The following is a 23,561-nucleotide window of genomic DNA, read 5'->3' on the forward strand; positions in this document are numbered from 1 at the left end:
AGGCCTTTCTGTACCTGATACATGGACAAATTATGAATAGAATCATCACCGTACTGATCGTGTCGTCTGTGTCCTGCCCGGTTTTTGCCGGGGCCTATGTGGAAACGCGCGAAGCGTACAATACGGCCTCTGAGCTGCACGAGGTGATCCTGCGTGCGGGCTATAACTTCGATATGGGCGCGGGGCTGATGTTCACCAACGCTTATAACGTGGGGAAATGGGACGAACTGAAGCACAGCTATAACGAAATCGAGGGTTGGTATCCGCTCTTCAAACCGACCGACAAACTCACCTTCCAGCCCGGCGGGTTAATTAACGACAGCAGCGCAGGATCGGGTGGAGCACTCTATTTAGATACTAACTATAAATTTACGGACTGGTTTAATCTGACGTTCCGCTATCGCTATAACCATAACAATTACGATACGCCGGACTATAACGGGCAGATGGATAAAAACGACACGCACGAATTCGCCAACTACTGGAATTTCAAAGTGACGGATGCGTTTTTCTACACCTTTGAGCCGCACTTTTTCCAGCGGGTGAATGATTACCACAGCAAAAATGGCAAAGATCATCACTGGGAAATTACCAACAAGTTCAGCTATAAAATCGACAGAAACTGGCTGCCGTATCTTGAGCTACAGTGGCTGGACCGATGGAATGATTACAACCGCGAGCAGTACCGGATTCGGTTAGGGTTACGTTATTCGTTCTAATAAAAAAGCCGCTGATCGCTCAGCGGCTTTTCGTTGCCGGGTGGCGCTTGCGCTTTACCCGGCCTACGGCATAACCGAATTACTCTTCTTTCGCACCGCGCATAGCACGTTTACGATCGTTCTCGGTCAGGTGACGTTTACGGATACGAATTGACTGAGGCGTCACTTCTACCAGTTCGTCATCATCGATGAATTCTAGAGCCTGCTCCAGCGTCATCTTGATCGGTGGAACCAGAACCGTTGCTTCGTCAGTACCGGACGCACGCATGTTGGTCAGTTTCTTACCGGTCAGGCAGTTTACCGTCAGGTCGTTAGAACGGCTGTGAATACCGATGATCTGGCCTTCGTAAACTTCAGCACCGTGACCCAGGAACAGCTTACCGCGATCCTGCAGACCGAACAGCGCAAACGCAACCGCTTTACCCTGACCGTTGGAGATCAGTACGCCGTTGTTACGCTGGCCCACTTCGCCCGGACGGATGTCGTCATAGTGGCTGAAGGTGGAGTACAGCAGGCCGGTACCGGAGGTCATGGTCATGAACTCAGAACGGAAGCCGATCAGGCCACGGCTTGGGATCACGTAGTCGAGACGTACGCGGCCTTTGCCATCTGGATTCATGTTTTTCAGGTCGCCTTTACGCTCACCCAGTGCCTGCATGACAGAACCCTGGTGCTGCTCTTCAACGTCCAGCGTTACGTTTTCGAATGGCTCTTGTTTACGGCCATCGATTTCGCGGAAGATAACTTTCGGACGGGAAACCGCCATCTCGAAACCTTCACGACGCATGTTCTCAATCAGAACAGACAGGTGCAGCTCACCACGACCGGAAACGCGGAATGCATCAGCGTCTTCGGTTTCTTCAACGCGCAGCGCAACGTTGTGCACCAGCTCTTTGTTCAGGCGGTCAAGGATCTGACGAGAGGTAACGAACTTACCTTCTTTACCACAGAACGGAGAGGTGTTGACGTTGAAGAACATGGATACGGTTGGTTCATCAACGGACAGGGCTGGCAGCGCTTCGACGTTCTGCGGATCGCAGATGGTATCGGAGATGTTCAGTTCACCCAGACCGGTAATAGCGATGATGTCGCCCGCTTCAGCGATGTCGCTCTCGATACGCTCAAGACCCAGGTGAGTCAGAACTTTACCGACTTTACCGTTACGGGTTTTGCCTTCGCTATCGATGATAGTGACCTGCTGGTTAGGCTTCACTTTACCGCGCTTGATACGACCAATGCCGATTACGCCAACATAGTTGTTGTAGTCGAGCTGGGAGATCTGCATTTGCAGGGTGCCTTCCAGGTCAACGTTTGGCGCAGGAACGCGGTCAACAATCGTCTGGTACAGCGGAGTCATGTCTTCCGCCATGTCTTCGTGATCCAGACCGGCGATACCGTTCAGCGCAGACGCATAAACGATAGGGAAGTCCAGCTGTTCGTCGGTCGCGTCGAGGTTAACGAACAGGTCGAAGACCTGGTCAACAACCCAGTCAGGACGCGCGCCAGGACGGTCAACCTTGTTGATCACAACGATAGGTTTCAGGCCGTGGGCAAATGCTTTTTTGGTCACGAAGCGCGTTTGCGGCATAGGGCCATCAAATGCGTCAACCACCAGCAGCACGGAATCCACCATGGACATCACGCGCTCAACTTCACCACCGAAGTCGGCGTGCCCTGGGGTATCAACGATGTTGATACGGTAGTCATTCCATTTGATAGCGGTGTTTTTGGCGAGGATGGTAATCCCACGCTCTTTCTCCAAATCGTTGGAGTCCATCACACGCTCTTGAGTTTCGGCACGAGCATCAAACGTACCGGACTGCTGTAGCAGCTTGTCAACCAGGGTAGTTTTACCATGGTCGACGTGCGCGATGATGGCGATATTACGCAATTTTTCGATCACAACTTTGCCTCAGGCATTTAGAAATAGCGCGTTATTGTACACGGATTAATCGCACTACAAAACAGGATCACAAACATCCCCCGCAAACAAGTATTGCAGAGATGCTTTGTGATCGCTTTCACGGAGCGGTAAAAGGGCACTTTAACGTAAATTGCACCAATATGGTGCTCAATGTTCACACTGAAGCACTATAATGGTGCAACGAATCCAATGTGGTGCAGCCCTTCTGCACTATGGTGCGCATGATAACGCCTTTTTGGGGTGTTTTAAAAGTTGGCACAGATTTCGCTTTACAGAAATACAGTAAAAATATGGCAGCCCAGCCGATTTGAAGACCTCGTTACCACGACGACAATGACCAATCTGGAGAGTTAAGTATGTCCGCTGAACACGTTTTGACGATGCTGAACGAACATGAAGTGAAGTTTGTTGATCTGCGCTTCACCGATACCAAAGGTAAAGAACAGCACGTCACGATCCCTGCTCATCAGGTGAACGCCGAATTCTTTGAAGAAGGCAAAATGTTTGACGGCTCCTCCATTGGCGGCTGGAAAGGCATTAACGAATCCGACATGGTTCTGATGCCAGATGCAACCACTGCGCTCATTGACCCGTTCTACGAAGAACCTACGCTGATCATCCGCTGCGATATCCTGGAACCTGGCACGCTGCAAGGCTATGACCGTGACCCACGCTCCATCGCAAAACGCGCTGAAGAGTACCTGCGTTCTACCGGTATTGCAGACACCGTTCTGTTCGGGCCAGAGCCAGAGTTCTTCCTGTTCGACGACATCCGTTTTGGTGCTTCCATTTCTGGCTCCCACGTCGCTATCGATGACATCGAAGGCGCATGGAACTCTTCCACCAAGTACGAAGGTGGTAACAAAGGTCACCGTCCGGGCGTGAAAGGCGGTTACTTCCCGGTTCCTCCGGTCGATTCTTCTCAGGACATCCGTTCTACCATGTGTCTGATCATGGAAGAGATGGGCCTGGTTGTTGAAGCGCACCACCACGAAGTGGCAACGGCTGGCCAGAACGAGATCGCTACCCGCTTCAACACCATGACCAAAAAAGCGGATGAGATTCAGATCTACAAATACGTTGTACACAACGTTGCGCACCGTTTCGGTAAAACCGCGACCTTCATGCCAAAACCCATGTTTGGCGACAACGGTTCCGGCATGCACTGCCACATGTCCCTGTCCAGGAACGGCACTAACCTGTTCTCTGGCGACAAGTACGCGGGTCTGTCCGAGCAGGCGCTGCACTACATCGGTGGTGTTATCAAACACGCTAAAGCGATCAACGCCCTGGCGAACCCAACCACTAACTCCTACAAGCGTCTGGTCCCTGGCTACGAAGCACCAGTAATGCTGGCGTACTCTGCCCGTAACCGTTCTGCTTCTATCCGTATCCCGGTGGTTGCGTCTCCGAAAGCGCGTCGTATCGAAGTGCGCTTCCCGGACCCGGCGGCTAACCCATACCTGTGCTTCGCAGCACTGCTGATGGCCGGTCTGGACGGTATCAAGAACAAGATCCACCCGGGCGAAGCCATGGACAAAAACCTGTACGACCTGCCGCCAGAAGAAGCGAAAGAGATCCCACAGGTTGCCGGCTCTCTGGAAGAAGCCCTCCAGGCGCTGGACGCAGACCGCGAGTTCCTGACCGCTGGCGGCGTGTTCACCGATGAAGCTATCGACGCTTACATCGCGCTGCGTACCGAAGAAAACGACCGCGTTCGCATGACGCCGCACCCGGTTGAGTTCGAACTGTACTACAGCGTTTAATTGATTTGTTTTACCCGGCGCATACGCGTCGGGAGTCGTTGCCGTGGAAACTTTAGCCCATCTTCGGATGGGCTTTTTTCTCCACCAACAACCTGATCTCACGCGCTTTTTACCTCTAAAACGCTATACTGCACTAAAATAGTGCAACGACTCCAGGAGACTGCTGAATGGCAACTGGCACGCTGCCCGATGCTGGGCAGATCCTCAATTCTTTAATTAACAGTATTTTGCTGGTCGACGACGAGCTGGCGGTGCATTACGCCAACCCGGCGGCGCAGCAGCTGCTCGCCCAAAGCGCCCGTAAACTATTTGGCACGCCGCTGCCAGAACTGCTGAGCTATTTCTCGCTGAATATTGGCCTGATGCAGGAGAGTTTGCAGGCGGGTCAGGGCTTCACCGATAACGAAGTGACGCTGGTGATTGACGGACGCTCGCATATTTTGTCCCTCACCGCACAGCGTCTGCCAGATGGCATGATTCTGCTGGAAATGGCGCCGATGGATAACCAGCGTCGTCTCAGCCAGGAGCAGCTTCAGCATGCGCAGCAGATTGCGGCGCGCGACCTGGTGCGCGGGCTGGCCCATGAGATCAAAAACCCGCTGGGCGGCTTACGCGGTGCGGCACAGCTTTTGACCAAAGCGCTGCCTGACCCTGCCCTGGCGGAGTATACCAACGTCATTATTGAGCAGGCGGACCGTCTGCGTAATCTGGTCGATCGCCTGCTCGGGCCGCAGCAGCCAGGGATGCACGTTTCAGAAAGCATTCACAAGGTCGCGGAGCGGGTGGTGAAACTCGTCTCGATGGAGCTGCCGGATAACGTCACGCTGGTGCGTGACTATGACCCAAGCCTGCCGGAGCTGGCGCACGATCCGGACCAGATTGAACAGGTGCTGTTGAACATTGTGCGTAACGCATTGCAGGCGCTGGGCCCGGAGGGTGGCGAAATTATTCTGCGTACCCGCACCGCGTTCCAGCTGACGCTGCACGGCGTACGTTATCGTCTGGCAGCACGTATTGATGTGGAAGATAACGGACCGGGGATCCCGCCGCATCTCCAGGACACCCTGTTCTACCCGATGGTCAGCGGTCGCGAAGGCGGCACCGGGCTGGGGTTATCCATAGCCCGAAATTTGATTGACCAACACTCCGGCAAAATTGAATTTACCAGTTGGCCGGGACATACCGAGTTTTCGGTTTTCCTGCCGATTAAAAAATAAAGGTGACGTTTATGCAACGAGGGATAGTCTGGGTAGTCGATGACGATAGCTCCATCCGTTGGGTGCTTGAACGCGCGCTCACAGGAGCGGGATTAAGCTGCACGACGTTTGAGAGTGGCAGCGAGGTGCTCGACGCACTCACCACCAAAACGCCGGACGTTCTGCTCTCGGATATTCGCATGCCGGGAATGGACGGACTGGCGCTCTTAAAGCAGATCAAACAGCGCCACCCTATGCTTCCGGTCATCATAATGACCGCCCACTCCGACCTGGATGCTGCCGTCAGCGCGTACCAGCAGGGCGCGTTTGATTACCTGCCAAAACCGTTTGATATCGACGAAGCCGTTGCGCTGGTTGAGCGCGCTATCAGCCACTATCAGGAGCAACAGCAGCCCCGCAATGCCCCCGACTTTGGACCAACGACGGACATCATCGGTGAAGCGCCAGCCATGCAGGACGTGTTTCGCATCATCGGGCGTCTGTCGCGTTCGTCTATCAGCGTCTTGATTAACGGTGAATCAGGGACCGGTAAAGAGTTGGTCGCACACGCCCTGCATCGCCACAGCCCGCGGGCGAAAGCCCCCTTTATCGCCCTGAACATGGCAGCGATCCCTAAGGATTTAATTGAATCTGAGCTGTTCGGCCACGAAAAAGGGGCATTTACCGGAGCCAATACCATTCGTCAGGGACGCTTTGAACAGGCTGACGGCGGCACGCTTTTCCTGGATGAAATCGGCGATATGCCGCTGGATGTACAGACCCGACTGTTGCGCGTGCTGGCAGATGGACAGTTTTACCGCGTGGGCGGGTATGCGCCGGTGAAGGTGGACGTACGCATTATCGCCGCGACGCACCAGAACCTGGAGCTGCGCGTACAAGAGGGGAAATTCCGTGAGGATTTATTCCATCGTCTGAACGTGATCCGCGTCCACCTGCCGCCGCTGCGCGAGCGTCGGGAAGATATCCCGCGTCTGGCGCGCCATTTCCTGCAGGTGGCGGCCCGCGAGCTGGGCGTGGAAGCCAAGCAGCTTCATCCGGAAACGGATGCCGCCCTCACCCGTCTGGCGTGGCCGGGCAACGTGCGTCAGCTGGAAAACACCTGTCGCTGGCTGACGGTGATGGCCGCCGGCCAGGAAGTGCTGATTCAGGATTTACCAGCAGAACTGTTTGAAGCCACCGTGCCCGAGAGCACCGCAGGACATACGCTGCCGGACAGCTGGGCAACGCTGCTGGCGCAGTGGGCAGATCGCGCGCTGCGTTCCGGTCATCAAAACTTGCTTTCTGAAGCACAGCCTGAAATGGAGCGCACGCTGTTGACCACCGCGCTTCGTCATACCCAGGGCCACAAACAGGAAGCGGCTCGCCTGTTGGGATGGGGTCGAAACACCCTCACGCGCAAGCTGAAAGAGCTGGGAATGGAGTGATCTTACTCCGCTGTGTAAAGGTTACTAATTGAGCGCAAAGTGCCGTTATTTTGCGCTTTACTGTTCCGATGAGTTTTGTATGATCGTGCCCGGAAACTGGAGGGGTGCATCATGCTGGAATCATTAGTGACCTTGCTTTCGAGCGGTGCAGCAGAAAGCCACACGCCACAAACTGCCGTTGCGGCGGTATTGTGTGCGGCACTGGTTGGGCTGTTTAGCTAACGAGCTGTCGATGAAAAGCCGGGTGGCGGCTTCGCCTTACCCGGCCTACATAAGTGCGAGTTGTAGGCCGGGTAAGCGAAGCGCCATCCGGCATTGCAACTTAAATCACGCGCGAGAACTGCTGTAAACGCGCTTTCTGGCGCAGATAGGCATCGAAGCACATGCAGATATTACGAATCAACAGACGCCCCTTCGGCGTGACGACCACCGCGCTCTCCGACACATCCACCAGCCCGTCCTTCGCCAGCGGCGCAAGAAGCTTCAGGTCTTCGGCAAAGTAATCGCTGAATTGCAGATCCCATTGCGACTCCACCTCGCGGAATTCGAGACGGAAGTTGCAGATAAGCGCCTTAATCACATCACGACGGATGCAGTCGTCGCGCGTTAACGCAATGCCGCGCCACAGCGCGTTGCCCGTTTCATCAACCTGCTGGTAATACAGCTTCAGCTCTTTTTGGTTCTGGGCGTAGCAGTCGCCAATCATGCTGATAGCGGAGACACCCATTCCGAGCAGATCGGTATCTCCCTGGGTGGTGTATCCCTGGAAGTTACGGTGGAGAACACCTTCGCGCTGGGCAATCGCCAGTTCGTCGTCAGGGCGGGCAAAGTGATCCATCCCGATAAACTGATAGCCGGTTTCGGTCAGCGAGGCGATGGTCTCCTGCAAAATGTCCAGCTTCTGCTGGGCGGAAGGCAGATCCGCATCTTTGATTTTGCGCTGCGCGGCGAACAGCGTCGGCAGGTGCGCATAGTTAAAGACGCTCAGACGGTCCGGGTTGAGCTCAGCCACGCGTTTAAGCGTGTAGGCGAAGCTCTCCGGCGTCTGCTTCGGCAGGCCGTAAATCAGGTCTATATTCGTTGAGGTAAAGCCGATTTCACGCGCATGGTTGAGTAAGGCAAAGATAAACGCTTCATCCTGCTCGCGGTTGACCAGGCGCTGTACTTCTTTGTTGAAGTCTTGTACACCCATACTCAGGCGGTTGAAGCCTTCGGCGCGTAAATGATCCAGCACATCCAGCTCGATTTCACGCGGATCGACCTCGATCGAAATTTCAGCGTCGTGGTTAAAACTGAAATTGCCGCGCAGAAGCGCCATCAGGCGGCTGATCTGCGCTTTGTTCAGATAAGTTGGCGTACCGCCGCCCCAGTGAAGCTGGCTGACGTGACGGCCTTTAAACAGCGGTGCGCGGTGCAGAATTTCCTGTTCAAGCGCATCGAGGTATTGATCGGCTTTGTGCTGCTGGCGGGTAACGATTTTATTGCAGCCGCAGAAGTAGCAGAGCTTGTGGCAGAACGGAATATGGACGTAGAGCGACAGCGGGCGCTCGGGATAGCGCGCCACAGCATGCTGAAAATCCGCCTCGCCGAAAGCGTCAGAAAACTCCAGCGCGGTGGGGTATGAGGTATAACGCGGCCCGGAATAGTTATATTTCTGGATCAGGGCCAAATCCCAGTCGATAGATGGTACAGACATGCTCACTCCTTCCGTTGGTGTCGCGTTCGTATACGGCGGCCCGTTCTGGTCCCGTTGCGGGCCATCATTCGGGTGCGCAGCCACTTCTGTCGCCGCGACAACCGCCGTAGTTTAACGAATAACCACACCAGATAACATATAACCGGAAGGGTTATAAGCAGGACGAGTGTACCTGCCGGGTGCAAATGTTAGTTTCCACCTTTCAGCAGACGCATCATATCTTCCTGCTTTTCGTCTTCCTCTTCGTCTTCTTCATCATCGTAGGACAGACCCAGCTTCTGCATCAGTTCATCAATGCGATCCAGTTTGGCATCTACCCAGGACTGCTCTTCAGCGGTCAGGGTTTCACCCTCTTCAAGACGTTCCAGCAGCGCATCCAGGCGCTCATCGTTCTCCAGCATATCCAGCTCAGCCTGCGGTGAAAGCATAGGTTTCTCGCTCTTTGGTTTGTGCTGCTTAGTGACCGGCGTGTCTGTCACGCCCAGTGGAATGGGAGTTTTACTGCCGATACGAGGATCTTTCTGCTGTTTGCCTTTTGCAGAAGCGCCTGCGGCACCGCCACCATTAGCACGGCTACCCGCAGTATGGCCACGATGCTTTTTATCGCGTTTGCGATCGCGCGCTTCCTGATTGAGTTCTTCGCGCGTTTTGCGGCGTGCTTTTGCAGGGCGTTTCGCGCCCGCAGCGGAGGTCGGTTTTTTCATGATGTTTTATCTTTAAGTCGTTTTCTTCAGTATAGAATTGCGGCGAAATCTAGCAGAAAGCAAGCAAAGAAAAAAGGCGACAGAGCAATCTGTCGCCTTTTTTCCTGACTCACAACCCTTAACGGGTCAGACATTCCCTGTTTGCCTTCAACAAACCCTGTTTATCCCTTGGCTACTACCGTCCGTGATACGGTTCCGTTTCCTGTTAAAAACGCCTCCAGGCGCCGGTCGTCCTGACAATCCTGAGTCTTCGCCTCCTGGCGCTCCTGACCCTTATCCTTAAGTCGTTTTCCTGCTGGCATCCTCGCCTTGACGCACACTTTACCTTGTTCTCTTAAACTAACAAGCAACGAAAAGGTACTAAACCGAATTTTCAGATAATTACTCATTAATAACTCTTTGAATTTTAATATTTTGAGTTTTTTAGCGCCTGCGATTTCTCTTAAATTTCTCATACGCTTAAGGGCAGATCTCTTACATTCCGTAGGGCTTTCACTTACACGTCAATGACGAAGGGAAAAGCCTTTTGCCCGCATTCAGGTATAATCCCCCGCAGATTACGATTTTTGGAGACGACCACGTGACTACCTGGAACTACCAACAGACGCATTTTGTCACCAGTGCGCCCGATATTCGCCACCTGCCCTCAGACACAGGGATTGAAGTGGCATTTGCTGGCCGCTCCAATGCGGGAAAATCCAGCGCCCTGAATACGCTGACCAATCAGAAAAACCTGGCGCGTACCTCAAAAACACCTGGCCGTACTCAGCTGATTAACCTGTTTGAAGTGGCTGAAGGCAAACGCCTGGTCGATTTACCGGGCTACGGTTACGCGCAGGTACCGGAAGAGATGAAGATCAAATGGCAGCGTGCGCTGGGTGAATACCTGGAAAAACGCATGTGTCTGAAAGGTCTGGTGGTGCTGATGGATATTCGACACCCGCTAAAAGATCTCGACCAGCAGATGATTGACTGGGCGGTGGCAAGCGATATTGCGGTGCTGGTGCTGCTGACAAAAGCGGATAAGCTGGCGAGCGGCGCGCGCAAGGCGCAGGTGAACAAGGTGCGTGAAGCGGTGCTGGCATTCAACGGTGATGTACAGGTTGAACCGTTCTCCTCGCTGAAAAAGCAGGGTGTGGACAAACTGCGACAGAAGCTAGACAGCTGGTTTAACGATCTGGAACCGGCGACAGAAGCGGAAGCAGAGTAACAACAGGCGCGGCGATGACCGCGTTTTTTTCGCCCGAAACTTTCCTTCCCGCAATAAAAAACGCCCCAGTCATTACTGACTGGGGCGGCTAAAATATTCAGCCAAATCCGATTACGTGAAGTAAAAGGTCTGAAAGATAGAACATCTTACCTCTGTACCCTACGTCGTTAACTCTACTCTTTTTTTGTCTCTTGAAAAAGCACTTTTTGTAGTTTTTTTTCATTCTTTACATAGGGAATTCTAATGATCGTCACAAAACGCGCGTACTTATGTTGCTTACTTACATAAAACGCGCGTTATTCCGATAACGCTTAGTGAGCCTGATCCCAGTTTTCGCCGCTACCCACTTCCACCAGCAACGGAACGTCCAGCTTCATGCTGTTTTCCATCAGTTCATGGATCTTCTGAGAGACCTTTTCCAGGTCGTCTTTATGGACTTCAAATACCAGTTCATCGTGTACCTGCATGATCATTTTCACGCGCGGTTTCTCTTTTTCCAGCCAGGCATCAACGGCGATCATCGCGCGTTTGATGATATCTGCCGCAGTGCCCTGCATCGGGGCATTGATAGCAGCACGTTCAGCGCCAGCACGGCGCGCGGCGTTGCTGGATTTGATGTCCGGAAGGTAAAGACGACGGCCATCCAGCGTTTCAACGTAGCCTTTCTCTTTCGCCTGCGCGCGGGTACGCTCCATATATTCCAGCACGCCCGGATAGCGCTCAAAGTAGAGATCCATATACTTCTGCGACTCTTTACGCGGAATGTTGAGCTGGCGTGATAGGCCAAATGCGCTCATGCCGTAAATAAGGCCAAAGTTAATCGCTTTTGCGCTACGACGCTGTTCGTTTGTCACGCTGTCCAGCGGCAGGCCAAACACTTCGGCAGCTGTCGCCCGGTGGATATCCTTCCCTTCGGCAAATGCCGTCAGCAGGCCTTTGTCACGCGACAGGTGCGCCATAATACGCAGTTCGATTTGCGAGTAGTCTGCGGAGACAATCAGATAATCCTCTGGGGCAATGAAAGCCTGGCGTATACGGCGGCCCTCTTCATTACGCACCGGAATGTTTTGCAGGTTAGGATCGGTTGACGAAAGTCGCCCGGTCGCCGCTACAGCCTGGTGATAGGAGGTGTGCACGCGACCCGTTTTCGGGTTGATCATCAACGGCAGTTTGTCGGTATAGGTCGATTTCAGCTTCGCCAGACCACGGTACTGCAGGATAACTTTTGGCAGCGGATAGTCCAGCGCCAGCTCTTCCAGCACCTCTTCAGAGGTTGAAGGCGCGCCGCCCGGCGTTTTCTTCAGCGGTTTAATACCCTGCTTTTCAAACAGGATGGTTTGCAGCTGTTTCGGTGACGACAGGTTAAATGCCTCTCCAGCAAGCTCATGCGCTTTCTGTTCAAGCTCGGTCAGGCGCTGCGCCAGCTCGCCAGAGTGATTATGCAGCACCGTTGGGTCGATTTTGACGCCGTTACGCTCAATGCGGGACAGCACAGGCACCAGCGGCATCTCAATGTTCTGGAAAACATTCAGCGGCCCTTCGTGCTTCTGCAATTTCGGCCACATTTTGAGATGCAGCTGTAGCGTAACATCAGCGTCTTCCGCGGCGTAGCGGCCTGCTTCTTCCAGCGCGATCTGGTTAAAGGTCAGCTGATTTTTGCCCTTACCGGCAATTTCTTCAAAGGTGATGGTTTTGTGTTTCAGCCAACGATCGGATAAGGAATCCATATCATGGCGGCCCGCCACGCTGTCCAGAATGTAAGATTCCAGCATGGTGTCAAAAGCGATACCACGCAGTTCAATGCCGTAGTTTTGCAGAATACCGCGGTCGTACTTCAGGTTTTGCCCGACCTTCAGCGCTTTCTCGTCTTCCAGAATCGGCTTCAGCAGTTCTAAGGTGCGCTCGCGCGAGATCTGCTCCGGCGCATCCAGATAGTCATGCGCTACCGGAACATAGGCTGCCATACCCGGCTCCGTCGCGAATGACAGGCCCACCATATTGGCAGATATGTTATCGAGACTGTCCGTTTCGGTATCGAACGCAAATACCGGTGCTTTTTTCAGCTTTTCAATCCAGGCGACGAGCTGCGACTCTTCAAGGATGGTTTCATAGTTATCGAATGAGAGCGCTGCCGCTTCTTCTTCTGCCTGCTCTTCGGCATCGACAACAATAGTTTCTTTCGGCTTCGCCGCAGCTTTTGCCCCTTTCGCCTGAAGCCATTTCCCGGCTTCGACATCCGTGGTCCAGCGTTTAAATTCGTATTTTCTGAACAGGCCAAGCAGTTCTTCTGCGGCGGGTTCCTGCACTTCAAGCTGGTCGCAGGTAAGTTCCAGCTCGACGTCGGTTTTGATGGTGGCTAACTGATAAGAGAGGTAAGCCACCTCTTTGTTATCGGCGAGCTTTCCGGCCATGGTTTTTGCACCACGGAAGGTAAGTCCGGCAATTTTGTCGGACTCAGCGTACAGCGTATCCAACCCACCTAACCCTTGCAGCAGCGCCTGAGCTGTTTTTTCGCCCACGCCCGGCACGCCAGGGATGTTATCCGAGGAATCCCCCATCAGGGCGAGGAAATCAATAATGAGTTCTGGCGGCACGCCATATTTGGCAACCACTTCTTCCGGGCCAAGAATGGTATTGGTCATGGTATTAATCAGCGTGATCCCAGGTGTTACCAGCTGCGCCATGTCTTTATCACCGGTACTGATCAGCACCGGGCGGCCAGCCTTTTCAGCTTCGCGCGCCAGGGTGCCAATAACGTCGTCAGCCTCAACGCCCGAGACAGCCAGCAAAGGCAGCCCCATCGCTTTGACCATAGCGTGCAGCGGTTCAATCTGCGCACGCAGATCGTCAGGCATGGGAGGACGGTGAGATTTGTAATGCTCAAATAATTCATCGCGGAAGGTTTTCCCCTTCGCATCAAACACCACGGCCGCATGGGTTGGGTGGTATTGCAGAATCAGGCTGCGTAGCATATTCAGCACGCCGTACATTGCGCCGGTAGGTTCCCCTGCGCTGTTGGTCAGAGGAGGAAACGCATGATACGCCCGATAAAGGTAAGAAGAGCCATCGACGAGTATAAGTGGGTTTTCTGGGATCTGAACCATAATGTCCGTGCCTTTAATTAATTTATGGGTAAAGGATGCCACAGAAGGATGAAAACATCAGGTTTTAGCGCTTTATACAGAAAAAGATTTTGCGATCGTGAAGATCGATCGCAAAAACAAACTGTGGATAAGTTTGTGCATATTTTTAATACAGGTGAATAACAGTTCTATAAAACTGATACTGAAAACTTATTTATCAAATAAAATCAATTAGTTGAAATTAGATCACTTAAGATCCCACCCCGCTGATGGTTATTTAGTCTATGTGGATATAAGACGTAAGCACCCTGTCTATATAGAAAATTTCGCTGCATGGCAGGAAAAGCCGCAGCCTCTTCGTGCGAAAGCGCCCTGGTCTGGGCCAATATCTGATAAGATCGGCGCCCAGCACCGGATAGCCGGCTGCTTAATTACAGCTAACTATCTGAAAAAATTCATTATGTCGAAAATACTCGCTGCGATAACCTTATTGCTAAGCGTCATTTTAACTATTCTGGTTACCATCGCCTGTTCTGTGCCAATCATCGTTGCCGGAATAATTAAGCTCCTGCTGCCCGTCCCTCCGGTATGGCGTGCAGTGTCTGCTTTTTGTAATTTTATGATGTACTGCTGGTGTGAAGGGCTGGCGATCCTGTTGTATCTGAACCCCTGGTTAAAGTGGGACGTTCAGGGCCTTGAGAAGCTGAATAAAAAGAACTGGTATCTGCTGATCTGCAATCATCACAGCTGGGCCGACATCGTTGTATTGTGCGTGCTGTTTCGCAAACATATTCCGATGAACAAATACTTTCTGAAACAGCAACTGGCATGGGTGCCTTTCATTGGTCTGGCCTGCTGGGCGCTGGATATGCCGTTTATGAAACGCTATTCACGCAGCTATCTGATTCGTCATCCGGAACGCCGCGGTATGGACGTGGAAACTACGCGCCGTTCTTGCGAGAAGTTTCGCGCGCATCCCACCACCATAGTTAATTTCGTCGAAGGTTCGCGCTTTACCGAAGAGAAGCGCCAGCAGACTCGCTCTCCGTATCAGCACCTGTTGCCGCCAAAGGCAGCGGGTATCGCAATGGCCCTCAACGTGCTGGGTGAGCAGTTTGATAAATTGTTGAACGTAACGCTCTGCTATCCGGAAAACGACAGGACGCCGTTCTACGATATGCTCAGCGGCAAGCTGACGCGTATCGTAGTCCGCGTTGATCTGTTGCCCATCGATACGGAACTGCACGGTGATTACGTTAACGATAAAAACTTCAAACGTCGTTTCCAGCTTTGGCTCAATACACTCTGGAAAGAGAAAGACGAACAGATAGCGGAGTTAAAATCTTCATACAAAAACGCCGGTCAATGACCGGCGTTTTCTTTATGTTTGTTACTTCATCTCAACCAGGTGTTTCACGGTATCAGCGTACTGTTGTACGAAGATATCCATACTGGTGGTGTCCATACCACGCATATTTACCTGGTATTTACCGTTAACATACATCGCTGGCACGCCCTGCAACTGGAAGTCAGCGGCAGCTTTTTCCTGCTGTGCCACGAGAGATTTCACCACAAAACTGTTCCAGGCAGCGTCGTAGTCTTCACCTTTCACACCGGCATCAACAAACACTTTACGGATATCTGCCGTAGTTTGTACGGTCTGGGTTTTCTGTACGGCTTCAAACATAGGCGCGGTGATCTTATCTTCCACACCCAGCGCAATCGCAACCGCCCATGCCTGAGTCAGATCTTTACCCAATGGGCCAAGGAACTCAACGTGGTATTTCGTCATTTTGGTGCCTTCCGGCAGCTTTTTCTTCACGTTGTCAGAAACATGAAGTACCTGCTCAAACTCGTAGCAGTGCGGGCAGTAGAAGGAGAAGAACTCCAGCACCTGAGGCTCGCCAGCTACAGGCTTGTCCAGCGTAATGTACTGCTTGCCGTCGGTAAACTGCGCAGCAGTTGCGCTAAATGCCAGAATCATACCAGCCAGCGCCAGCCAAATTTTTTTCATGATTAACTCTCTCCTGGGTGTGTCCAATTAATACATCGGCGTTAATTGCAGAGGGGGTTCCTGTAGAACCTTAACCTGCTCGGTAAATGTGGATATCTGGTTGCGCCAGTAATCCTCCCCGGTAAGCCAGGGGAAATTTCGGGGAAAAGCCGGGTCTTCCCAACGCCTGATTAACCACGCGAGATAATAAACAAATCGCATCGCACGTAAAGGCTCTATCAGGGCAATTTCGTCTGAATTAAAGGGGCTAAATTCTTCATAAGCTTCAATTATGGTCTCAAGCTGCATGCGCTGCTCGGCTTTATCACCGTTGAGCAGCATCCACAGATCCTGCACCGCAGGTCCCATACGAGCGTCATCAAGATCGACAAATAGCGGGCCGTCGCGCCAGAGAATATTCCCGGCGTGGCAGTCACCGTGCAGGCGTAGAGCGGTAATATCATCCCGCCAGCAGGCTTTTACAGCATCAATAAGCTTATCGGTCGCCGTGAGGAAATTATCCTTAAGCGCCTTTGGGATCAGCGCCGATGTTTCGAATACCTCTCGCGGCTCAATAAGATATTCCTGAACACCAATCGTCGGTCGGGCAACAAACGATTTTTTACGTCCCGTCTGATGAATGCGCCCCAGATAACGGGCAACCCATTCCATCTGATCGATATTATCTGCCTCAAACTGTCTTCCGCCCAGGCTCGGAAATACCGCGTAGTAAAAACCCTGATGGGTCAGCAGCGTTTGGTTATTAAATTTGAGCGGTGCCGCAACGGGAACATCGTCATCCAGCAGATCGTGGGCAAACTGATGCTCTTCCTGAATTTGTTCTGCGGACCAGCGCTGTGGCCGGTAAAACTTTACGACAAAGCGCTGGCGCTCTTCGTCCTGAAATTGGTAGACACGGTTTTCGTAGCTGTTTAAAGGGGTTAACCCGGAATCCACCCGAATACCCTGCTCGAACAGCGCATCCATAATGGTATCCGGGTGTAGTGTCTGGAAAGTAAAAGCCTGGTCGTTCATCCGATCATCCGGAAATTATACGAATGATTCAGGATATCATCTTGTGGCGATTTCGGTGGCTCCGCTTACAAGCTTTTACTCTTTAATTACGCCTCGGGCGCGCAGTAATGCGGTTTTAAAATCCTCTTCATAATCTTTCTGAATACCAGGAATAACAGCATCTTTAGCCGAGTCACGCATTTTGAGGTGGTAGATCAGGATGTCGTCAGAAAGGTCTGCCAGTTCGCCATCAAAACCTGACTCTTTCGCCAGTTTCTGTAAAAATTGCATCAGATTCAGCTCTGGCTCTTTTTGCCAGGCCGGCTGGAGAAGCTCAATGACTTCATTAAGACGTTTACATTTCATGGTAGTGCTCCTTTCATTTAGAGAGATACGTTAGCAGGGTCAATCCCACAATAAAAGAGGCGATATTCGTGAATCAATGCCAGGAAATCATCGGGGTCGTTCTTGCCGGAGGCAGGGCAACGCGAATGGGCGGAAAAGATAAAGGTCTTCAGCTCCTGAACAACACCCCCTTATGGCAGCATGTTGCTGATACCCTGGCAAATCAGGTGTCGTCGATGGCGATCAGCGCTAACCGACATGTTGATATTTATCAGCGCAGTGGATATCCGGTTTATCAGGATAAGCTTGTGGACTACCCCGGCCCGCTGGCGGGAATGCTTTCCGTTATGCAGCAGTCGCACGGAGAGTGGTTTCTCTTTTGTTCATGTGATACGCCCTTCATCCCGTCCTGTCTGGTTGAACGTCTGGTGCAGCGGTGCGAGGGTGCTTCCGTCGTCTGGGTACACGACGGCGAACGCGACCATCCGACGATCGCATTGATTAATCGCTCGTTAATATCTGCGCTGGAAGATTACCTGGCCGCAGGAGAGCGACGCGTCATGGTATTTATGCGCCAGTCAGGAGGGCATTCCGTTGATTTCAGCGACATGAAATCGGCGTTTGTGAATGTAAACACGACGGAAGATTTGCAGATGATGCAGGAGAAGAAATGATACCCGTATTAGCGATCTCTGCCTGGAGCGGCACCGGGAAGACTACGCTGCTAAAAAAGCTGATACCTGCACTTTGCGCTAAAGGTATTCGTCCCGGATTGATTAAGCACACGCACCATAACATGGATGTCGATAAGCCGGGGAAAGATAGCTATGAGCTGCGTAAGGCTGGCGCTGCACAAACGATGGTGGCGAGTAACCAGCGCTGGGCGTTAATGACAGAAACTCCGGATGAAGCACCGCTGGATCTCGCTTATCTTGTCAGCCGGATGGATCATTCCACGCTGGATCTGGTGCTGGTTGAGGGGTTTAAGCACGAGGCTGTTGCGAAGATCCTGCTGTTCAGAAACGGTGCCGGGCATGATGTAAGTGAGTTAACGCTGGATGAACATGTGATTGCTGTGGCCAGTGACGCTGCGTTGACGCTGGAAGTACCGGTTCTGGATTTGAATAATGTGGAGGGGATTGCAGAGTTTATTTTGGCGTGGTGTGCAGTCTGAAAGCTGCCGGGTGACGGCTTCGCCTGACCCGGCCTATCGTTTTTCGACGTACAAACGCAAAAAGGCCATCCTTGCGGATGGCCTCTTCACTTGTTTGATGCCTGGCAGTTCCCTACTCTCACATGGGGAGACCCCACACTACCATCGGCGCTACGGCGTTTCACTTCTGAGTTCGGCATGGGGTCAGGTGGGACCACCGCGCTAAAGCCGCCAGGCAAATTCTGTTAATCTGTATCAGGCTGAAAATCGTGTCTGTCTCTTCGCCGAAACAGCTTCGGCGTTGTAAGGTTAAGCCTCACGGTTCATTAGTATCGGTTAGCTCAACGCATCGCTGCGCTTACACACCCGACCTATCAACGTCGTAGTCTTCAACGTTCCTTCAGGAGACTTAAAGTCTCAGGGAGAACTCATCTCGGGGCAAGTTTCGTGCTTAGATGCTTTCAGCACTTATCTCTTCCGCATTTAGCTACCGGGCAGTGCCATTGGCATGACAACCCGAACACCAGTGATGCGTCCACTCCGGTCCTCTCGTACTAGGAGCAGCCCCCCTCAATTCTCCAGCGCCCACGGCAGATAGGGACCGAACTGTCTCACGACGTTCTAAACCCAGCTCGCGTACCACTTTAAATGGCGAACAGCCATACCCTTGGGACCTACTTCAGCCCCAGGATGTGATGAGCCGACATCGAGGTGCCAAACACCGCCGTCGATATGAACTCTTGGGCGGTATCAGCCTGTTATCCCCGGAGTACCTTTTATCCGTTGAGCGATGGCCCTTCCATTCAGAACCACCGGATCACTATGACCTGCTTTCGCACCTGCTCGCGCCGTCACGCTCGCAGTCAAGCTGGCTTATGCCATTGCACTAACCTCCTGATGTCCGACCAGGATTAGCCAACCTTCGTGCTCCTCCGTTACTCTTTGGGAGGAGACCGCCCCAGTCAAACTACCCACCAGACACTGTCCGCAACCCGGATTACGGGTCTACGTTAGAACACCAGCCATTAAAGGGTGGTATTTCAAGGTTGGCTCCACGCAGACTGGCGTCCACGCTTCAAAGCCTCCCACCTATCCTACACATCAAGGACCAGTGTTCAGTGTCAAGCTATAGTAAAGGTTCACGGGGTCTTTCCGTCTTGCCGCGGGTACACTGCATCTTCACAGCGAGTTCAATTTCACTGAGTCTCGGGTGGAGACAGCCTGGCCATCATTACGCCATTCGTGCAGGTCGGAACTTACCCGACAAGGAATTTCGCTACCTTAGGACCGTTATAGTTACGGCCGCCGTTTACCGGGGCTTCGATCAAGAGCTTCGCGTTGCCGCTAACCCCATCAATTAACCTTCCGGCACCGGGCAGGCGTCACACCGTATACGTCCACTTTCGTGTTTGCACAGTGCTGTGTTTTTAATAAACAGTTGCAGCCAGCTGGTATCTTCGACTGATTTCAGCTCCGCCCGCAGGGGCTTCACCTACATATCAGCGTGCCTTCTCCCGAAGTTACGGCACCATTTTGCCTAGTTCCTTCACCCGAGTTCTCTCAAGCGCCTTGGTATTCTCTACCTGACCACCTGTGTCGGTTTGGGGTACGATTTCGTGTTACCTGATGCTTAGAGGCTTTTCCTGGAAGCAGGGCATTTATCACTTCAGCACCGTAGTGCCTCGTCATCACACCTCAGCGTTAACAAGGTACCGGATTTACCTGGAACCTCCGCCTACATGCTTAAACCGGGACAACCGTCGCCCGGCTGACATAGCCTTCTCCGTCCCCCCTTCGCAGTAACACCAAGTACAGGAATATTAACCTGTTTCCCATCGACTACGCCTTTCGGCCTCGCCTTAGGGGTCGACTCACCCTGCCCCGATTAACGTTGGACAGGAACCCTTGGTCTTCCGGCGAGCGGGCTTTTCACCCGCTTTATCGTTACTTATGTCAGCATTCGCACTTCTGATACCTCCAGCACCCCTCACAGGACACCTTCAACGGCTTACAGAACGCTCCCCTACCCAACAACGCCTAAGCGTCGCTGCCGCAGCTTCGGTGCATGGTTTAGCCCCGTTACATCTTCCGCGCAGGCCGACTCGACCAGTGAGCTATTACGCTTTCTTTAAATGATGGCTGCTTCTAAGCCAACATCCTGGCTGTCTGTGCCTTCCCACATCGTTTCCCACTTAACCATGACTTTGGGACCTTAGCTGGCGGTCTGGGTTGTTTCCCTCTTCACGACGGACGTTAGCACCCGCCGTGTGTCTCCCGTGATAACATTCTTCGGTATTCGTAGTTTGCATCGGGTTGGTAAGCCGGGATGGCCCCCTAGCCGAAACAGTGCTCTACCCCCGAAGATGAGTTCACGAGGCGCTACCTAAATAGCTTTCGGGGAGAACCAGCTATCTCCCGGTTTGATTGGCCTTTCACCCCCAGCCACAGGTCATCCGCTAATTTTTCAACATTAGTCGGTTCGGTCCTCCAGTTAGTGTTACCCAACCTTCAACCTGCCCATGGCTAGATCACCGGGTTTCGGGTCTATACCCTGCAACTTAACGCCCAGTTAAGACTCGGTTTCCCTTCGGCTCCCCTATACGGTTAACCTTGCTACAGAATATAAGTCGCTGACCCATTATACAAAAGGTACGCAGTCACCCCATAAAGAGGCTCCCACTGCTTGTACGTACACGGTTTCAGGTTCTTTTTCACTCCCCTCGCCGGGGTTCTTTTCGCCTTTCCCTCACGGTACTGGTTCACTATCGGTCAGTCAGGAGTATTTAGCCTTGGAGGATGGTCCCCCCATATTCAGACAGGATACCACGTGTCCCGCCCTACTCTTCGAGTTCACAGCATGTGTGCTTTCGTGTACGGGACTATCACCCTGTACCGTCGGACTTTCCAGACCGTTCCACTAACACACAAGCTGATTCAGACTCCGGGCTGCTCCCCGTTCGCTCGCCGCTACTGGGGGAATCTCGGTTGATTTCTTTTCCTCGGGGTACTTAGATGTTTCAGTTCCCCCGGTTCGCCTCGTTAACCTATGTATTCAGTTAACGATAGTGCAACGGATTGCACTGGGTTTCCCCATTCGGACATCGCCGGGTCAAAGGTTCATATCACCTCGCCGGCGCTTTTCGCAGATTAGCACGTCCTTCATCGCCTCTGACTGCCAGGGCATCCACCGTGTACGCTTAGTCGCTTAACCTCACAACCCGAAGATGTTTCACTTCTGATTGCGAAAATTTGAGAGACTCGAACACACATGAGCTGTGTGTCGTTTCAATTTTCAGCTTGATCCAGATTTTTAAAGAGCAAATATCTCAAACATGACTCGCAAGTCAGTTTTGAGATATGACGGCAGGTGACTTTCACTCACGAACCAGCAAGTGGCGTCCCCTAGGGGATTCGAACCCCTGTTACCGCCGTGAAAGGGCGGTGTCCTGGGCCTCTAGACGAAGGGGACGTACAGTCTCAATCGCAAGACGCCTTGCTATTTACTTTTCATCAGACAATCTGTGTGAGCACTGCAAAGGCAGGTTCTTTAAGGTAAGGAGGTGATCCAACCGCAGGTTCCCCTACGGTTACCTTGTTACGACTTCACCCCAGTCATGAATCACAAAGTGGTAAGCGCCCTCCCGAAGGTTAAGCTACCTACTTCTTTTGCAACCCACTCCCATGGTGTGACGGGCGGTGTGTACAAGGCCCGGGAACGTATTCACCGTGGCATTCTGATCCACGATTACTAGCGATTCCGACTTCATGGAGTCGAGTTGCAGACTCCAATCCGGACTACGACGCACTTTATGAGGTCCGCTTGCTCTCGCGAGGTCGCTTCTCTTTGTATGCGCCATTGTAGCACGTGTGTAGCCCTACTCGTAAGGGCCATGATGACTTGACGTCATCCCCACCTTCCTCCAGTTTATCACTGGCAGTCTCCTTTGAGTTCCCGGCCTAACCGCTGGCAACAAAGGATAAGGGTTGCGCTCGTTGCGGGACTTAACCCAACATTTCACAACACGAGCTGACGACAGCCATGCAGCACCTGTCTCAGAGTTCCCGAAGGCACCAAAGCATCTCTGCTAAGTTCTCTGGATGTCAAGAGTAGGTAAGGTTCTTCGCGTTGCATCGAATTAAACCACATGCTCCACCGCTTGTGCGGGCCCCCGTCAATTCATTTGAGTTTTAACCTTGCGGCCGTACTCCCCAGGCGGTCGACTTAACGCGTTAGCTCCGGAAGCCACGCCTCAAGGGCACAACCTCCAAGTCGACATCGTTTACGGCGTGGACTACCAGGGTATCTAATCCTGTTTGCTCCCCACGCTTTCGCACCTGAGCGTCAGTCTTTGTCCAGGGGGCCGCCTTCGCCACCGGTATTCCTCCAGATCTCTACGCATTTCACCGCTACACCTGGAATTCTACCCCCCTCTACAAGACTCTAGCCTGCCAGTTTCGAATGCAGTTCCCAGGTTGAGCCCGGGGATTTCACATCCGACTTGACAGACCGCCTGCGTGCGCTTTACGCCCAGTAATTCCGATTAACGCTTGCACCCTCCGTATTACCGCGGCTGCTGGCACGGAGTTAGCCGGTGCTTCTTCTGCGGGTAACGTCAATCGACAGGGTTATTAACCCTGTCGCCTTCCTCCCCGCTGAAAGTACTTTACAACCCGAAGGCCTTCTTCATACACGCGGCATGGCTGCATCAGGCTTGCGCCCATTGTGCAATATTCCCCACTGCTGCCTCCCGTAGGAGTCTGGACCGTGTCTCAGTTCCAGTGTGGCTGGTCATCCTCTCAGACCAGCTAGGGATCGTCGCCTAGGTGAGCCGTTACCCCACCTACTAGCTAATCCCATCTGGGCACATCCGATGGCAAGAGGCCCGAAGGTCCCCCTCTTTGGTCTTGCGACGTTATGCGGTATTAGCTACCGTTTCCAGTAGTTATCCCCCTCCATCAGGCAGTTTCCCAGACATTACTCACCCGTCCGCCACTCGTCAGCAAAGCAGCAAGCTGCTTCCTGTTACCGTTCGACTTGCATGTGTTAGGCCTGCCGCCAGCGTTCAATCTGAGCCATGATCAAACTCTTCAATTTAAGTTTGATGCTCGTGAATTAAACTTCGTAATGAATTACGTGTTCACTCAGAGACTTGGTATTCATTTTTCGTCCGAGGACGTTAAGAATCCATGTCACTTTGAGTGCCCACACAGATTGTCTGATAAATTGTTAAAGAGCAGTGCCGCTACGTTTTCGCTGCGGCGCGGGGTGTGCATATTACGCTTTCCCGCTTCAGAGTCAAGCGTTTATTTTGC

Annotated in this window: 17 protein-coding genes, 1 tRNA gene and 3 rRNA genes; 9 read left to right on the forward strand and 12 right to left on the reverse strand. The window is 52.7% G+C overall.

The genetic code is table 11. The features are described from left to right. Nucleotides 1-32 precede the first annotated feature (32 nt). A complete protein-coding gene (gene ompL / locus ACQG11_RS09150; RefSeq protein WP_032626918.1) occupies nt 33-719 on the forward strand; it encodes a porin OmpL in 687 nt (228 codons plus the stop codon). A 79-nt stretch (nt 720-798) separates the two neighbouring features. Here the strand turns inward: ompL and typA are convergent, their stop codons facing one another. Further along, complete coding sequence (gene typA, locus ACQG11_RS09155; RefSeq protein WP_022649851.1) at nt 799-2,622, reverse strand: ribosome-dependent GTPase TypA; 1,824 nt, start codon at nt 2,620-2,622, stop codon at nt 799-801. A gap of 377 nt (nt 2,623-2,999) precedes the next feature. Here typA and glnA point away from each other — a divergent pair, with 377 nt between their 5' ends. The 4 genes from glnA to ACQG11_RS09175 all read left to right on the forward strand — a co-directional run bounded on the left by glnA (nt 3,000) and on the right by ACQG11_RS09175 (nt 7,272). Continuing rightward, nucleotides 3,000-4,409 (forward strand): glutamate--ammonia ligase, encoded by a 1,410-nt coding sequence (gene glnA, locus ACQG11_RS09160; RefSeq protein ID WP_023298930.1) that lies wholly within the window; start codon nt 3,000-3,002, stop codon nt 4,407-4,409. A gap of 167 nt (nt 4,410-4,576) precedes the next feature. Then, on the forward strand, nt 4,577-5,626 hold the full coding sequence (gene glnL / locus ACQG11_RS09165) for a nitrogen regulation protein NR(II) (RefSeq protein ID WP_003861923.1): 1,050 nt from the start codon (nt 4,577-4,579) through the stop codon (nt 5,624-5,626). 11 nt (nt 5,627-5,637) lie between these two features. Next, nucleotides 5,638-7,050, forward strand: a complete 1,413-nt coding sequence (gene glnG / locus ACQG11_RS09170) for a nitrogen regulation protein NR(I) (RefSeq protein WP_022649852.1) — start codon at nt 5,638-5,640, stop codon at nt 7,048-7,050. Between the two features lie 111 nt (nt 7,051-7,161). After that, the gene (locus ACQG11_RS09175; protein ID WP_017382667.1) at nt 7,162-7,272 is read left to right on the forward strand and encodes a YshB family small membrane protein; all 111 of its coding nucleotides are present in this window, start codon (nt 7,162-7,164) and stop codon (nt 7,270-7,272) included. 100 nt (nt 7,273-7,372) lie between these two features. Here ACQG11_RS09175 and hemN read toward each other — a convergent pair whose 3' ends face one another. The 3 genes from hemN to ACQG11_RS09190 form a co-directional block, all read right to left on the reverse strand. Further along, nucleotides 7,373-8,746, reverse strand: a complete 1,374-nt coding sequence (gene hemN, locus ACQG11_RS09180; RefSeq protein ID WP_032626916.1) for an oxygen-independent coproporphyrinogen III oxidase — start codon at nt 8,744-8,746, stop codon at nt 7,373-7,375. Nucleotides 8,747-8,934: 188 nt separating this feature from the next. After that, the gene (gene yihI / locus ACQG11_RS09185; protein WP_022649854.1) at nt 8,935-9,450 is read right to left on the reverse strand and encodes a Der GTPase-activating protein YihI; all 516 of its coding nucleotides are present in this window, start codon (nt 9,448-9,450) and stop codon (nt 8,935-8,937) included. A gap of 161 nt (nt 9,451-9,611) precedes the next feature. Continuing rightward, on the reverse strand, nt 9,612-9,839 hold the full coding sequence (locus ACQG11_RS09190; protein WP_022649855.1) for a hypothetical protein: 228 nt from the start codon (nt 9,837-9,839) through the stop codon (nt 9,612-9,614). A gap of 191 nt (nt 9,840-10,030) precedes the next feature. Here ACQG11_RS09190 and yihA point away from each other — a divergent pair, with 191 nt between their 5' ends. Next, a complete protein-coding gene (yihA, locus tag ACQG11_RS09195; protein WP_003861913.1) occupies nt 10,031-10,660 on the forward strand; it encodes a ribosome biogenesis GTP-binding protein YihA/YsxC in 630 nt (209 codons plus the stop codon). Between the two features lie 311 nt (nt 10,661-10,971). On the opposite strand, the gene polA is transcribed toward yihA, so the two are convergent. Continuing rightward, nucleotides 10,972-13,764, reverse strand: coding sequence for a DNA polymerase I (gene polA, locus ACQG11_RS09200; protein ID WP_022649856.1), 2,793 nt, complete (start codon nt 13,762-13,764; stop codon nt 10,972-10,974). 439 nt (nt 13,765-14,203) lie between these two features. Between polA and ACQG11_RS09205 the strand changes: the two genes are divergently transcribed. After that, nucleotides 14,204-15,112, forward strand: coding sequence for an acyltransferase (locus ACQG11_RS09205; RefSeq protein WP_022649857.1), 909 nt, complete (start codon nt 14,204-14,206; stop codon nt 15,110-15,112). A gap of 21 nt (nt 15,113-15,133) precedes the next feature. Here ACQG11_RS09205 and dsbA read toward each other — a convergent pair whose 3' ends face one another. From dsbA to ACQG11_RS09220, 3 genes are all read right to left on the reverse strand, one after another. Beyond that, nucleotides 15,134-15,757 carry a thiol:disulfide interchange protein DsbA gene (gene dsbA, locus ACQG11_RS09210; RefSeq protein WP_022649858.1) on the reverse strand — a complete coding sequence of 208 codons (624 nt, stop codon included), beginning with the start codon at nt 15,755-15,757 and terminating at the stop codon, nt 15,134-15,136. A gap of 27 nt (nt 15,758-15,784) precedes the next feature. Beyond that, nucleotides 15,785-16,771: a serine/threonine protein kinase gene (locus ACQG11_RS09215; RefSeq protein ID WP_022649859.1), complete on the reverse strand. Its 987-nt coding sequence runs from the start codon at nt 16,769-16,771 to the stop codon at nt 15,785-15,787. A gap of 75 nt (nt 16,772-16,846) precedes the next feature. After that, nucleotides 16,847-17,116 carry a YihD family protein gene (locus ACQG11_RS09220; RefSeq protein WP_003861904.1) on the reverse strand — a complete coding sequence of 90 codons (270 nt, stop codon included), beginning with the start codon at nt 17,114-17,116 and terminating at the stop codon, nt 16,847-16,849. Nucleotides 17,117-17,184: 68 nt separating this feature from the next. On the opposite strand from ACQG11_RS09220, the gene mobA reads away from it, so the two are divergent. Then, complete coding sequence (gene mobA, locus ACQG11_RS09225; RefSeq protein WP_426728322.1) at nt 17,185-17,769, forward strand: molybdenum cofactor guanylyltransferase MobA; 585 nt, start codon at nt 17,185-17,187, stop codon at nt 17,767-17,769. Next, a complete protein-coding gene (gene mobB, locus ACQG11_RS09230; protein WP_022649861.1) occupies nt 17,766-18,269 on the forward strand; it encodes a molybdopterin-guanine dinucleotide biosynthesis protein MobB in 504 nt (167 codons plus the stop codon). The genes mobA and mobB overlap by 4 nt, the downstream gene beginning before the upstream one ends. 99 nt (nt 18,270-18,368) lie before the next feature. Here mobB and rrf read toward each other — a convergent pair. The 4 genes from rrf to ACQG11_RS09250 all read right to left on the reverse strand — a co-directional run bounded on the left by rrf (nt 18,369) and on the right by ACQG11_RS09250 (nt 23,343). Then, nucleotides 18,369-18,484, reverse strand: a 5S ribosomal RNA gene (gene rrf / locus ACQG11_RS09235). 69 nt (nt 18,485-18,553) lie between these two features. Beyond that, a 23S ribosomal RNA gene (locus ACQG11_RS09240) occupies nt 18,554-21,459 on the reverse strand. Between the two features lie 182 nt (nt 21,460-21,641). Then, nucleotides 21,642-21,717 (reverse strand) — tRNA-Glu (locus tag ACQG11_RS09245). Nucleotides 21,718-21,801: 84 nt separating this feature from the next. Beyond that, nucleotides 21,802-23,343 (reverse strand): 16S ribosomal RNA (locus ACQG11_RS09250). The 16S, 23S and 5S rRNA genes sit together here with 1 tRNA gene alongside, the layout of an rRNA operon. Nucleotides 23,344-23,561 lie beyond the last annotated feature (218 nt).

Source organism: Enterobacter cloacae complex sp. 372C4, assembly GCF_050030615.1.
Taxonomy (GTDB): Bacteria; Pseudomonadota; Gammaproteobacteria; order Enterobacterales; family Enterobacteriaceae; genus Enterobacter; species Enterobacter intestinihominis.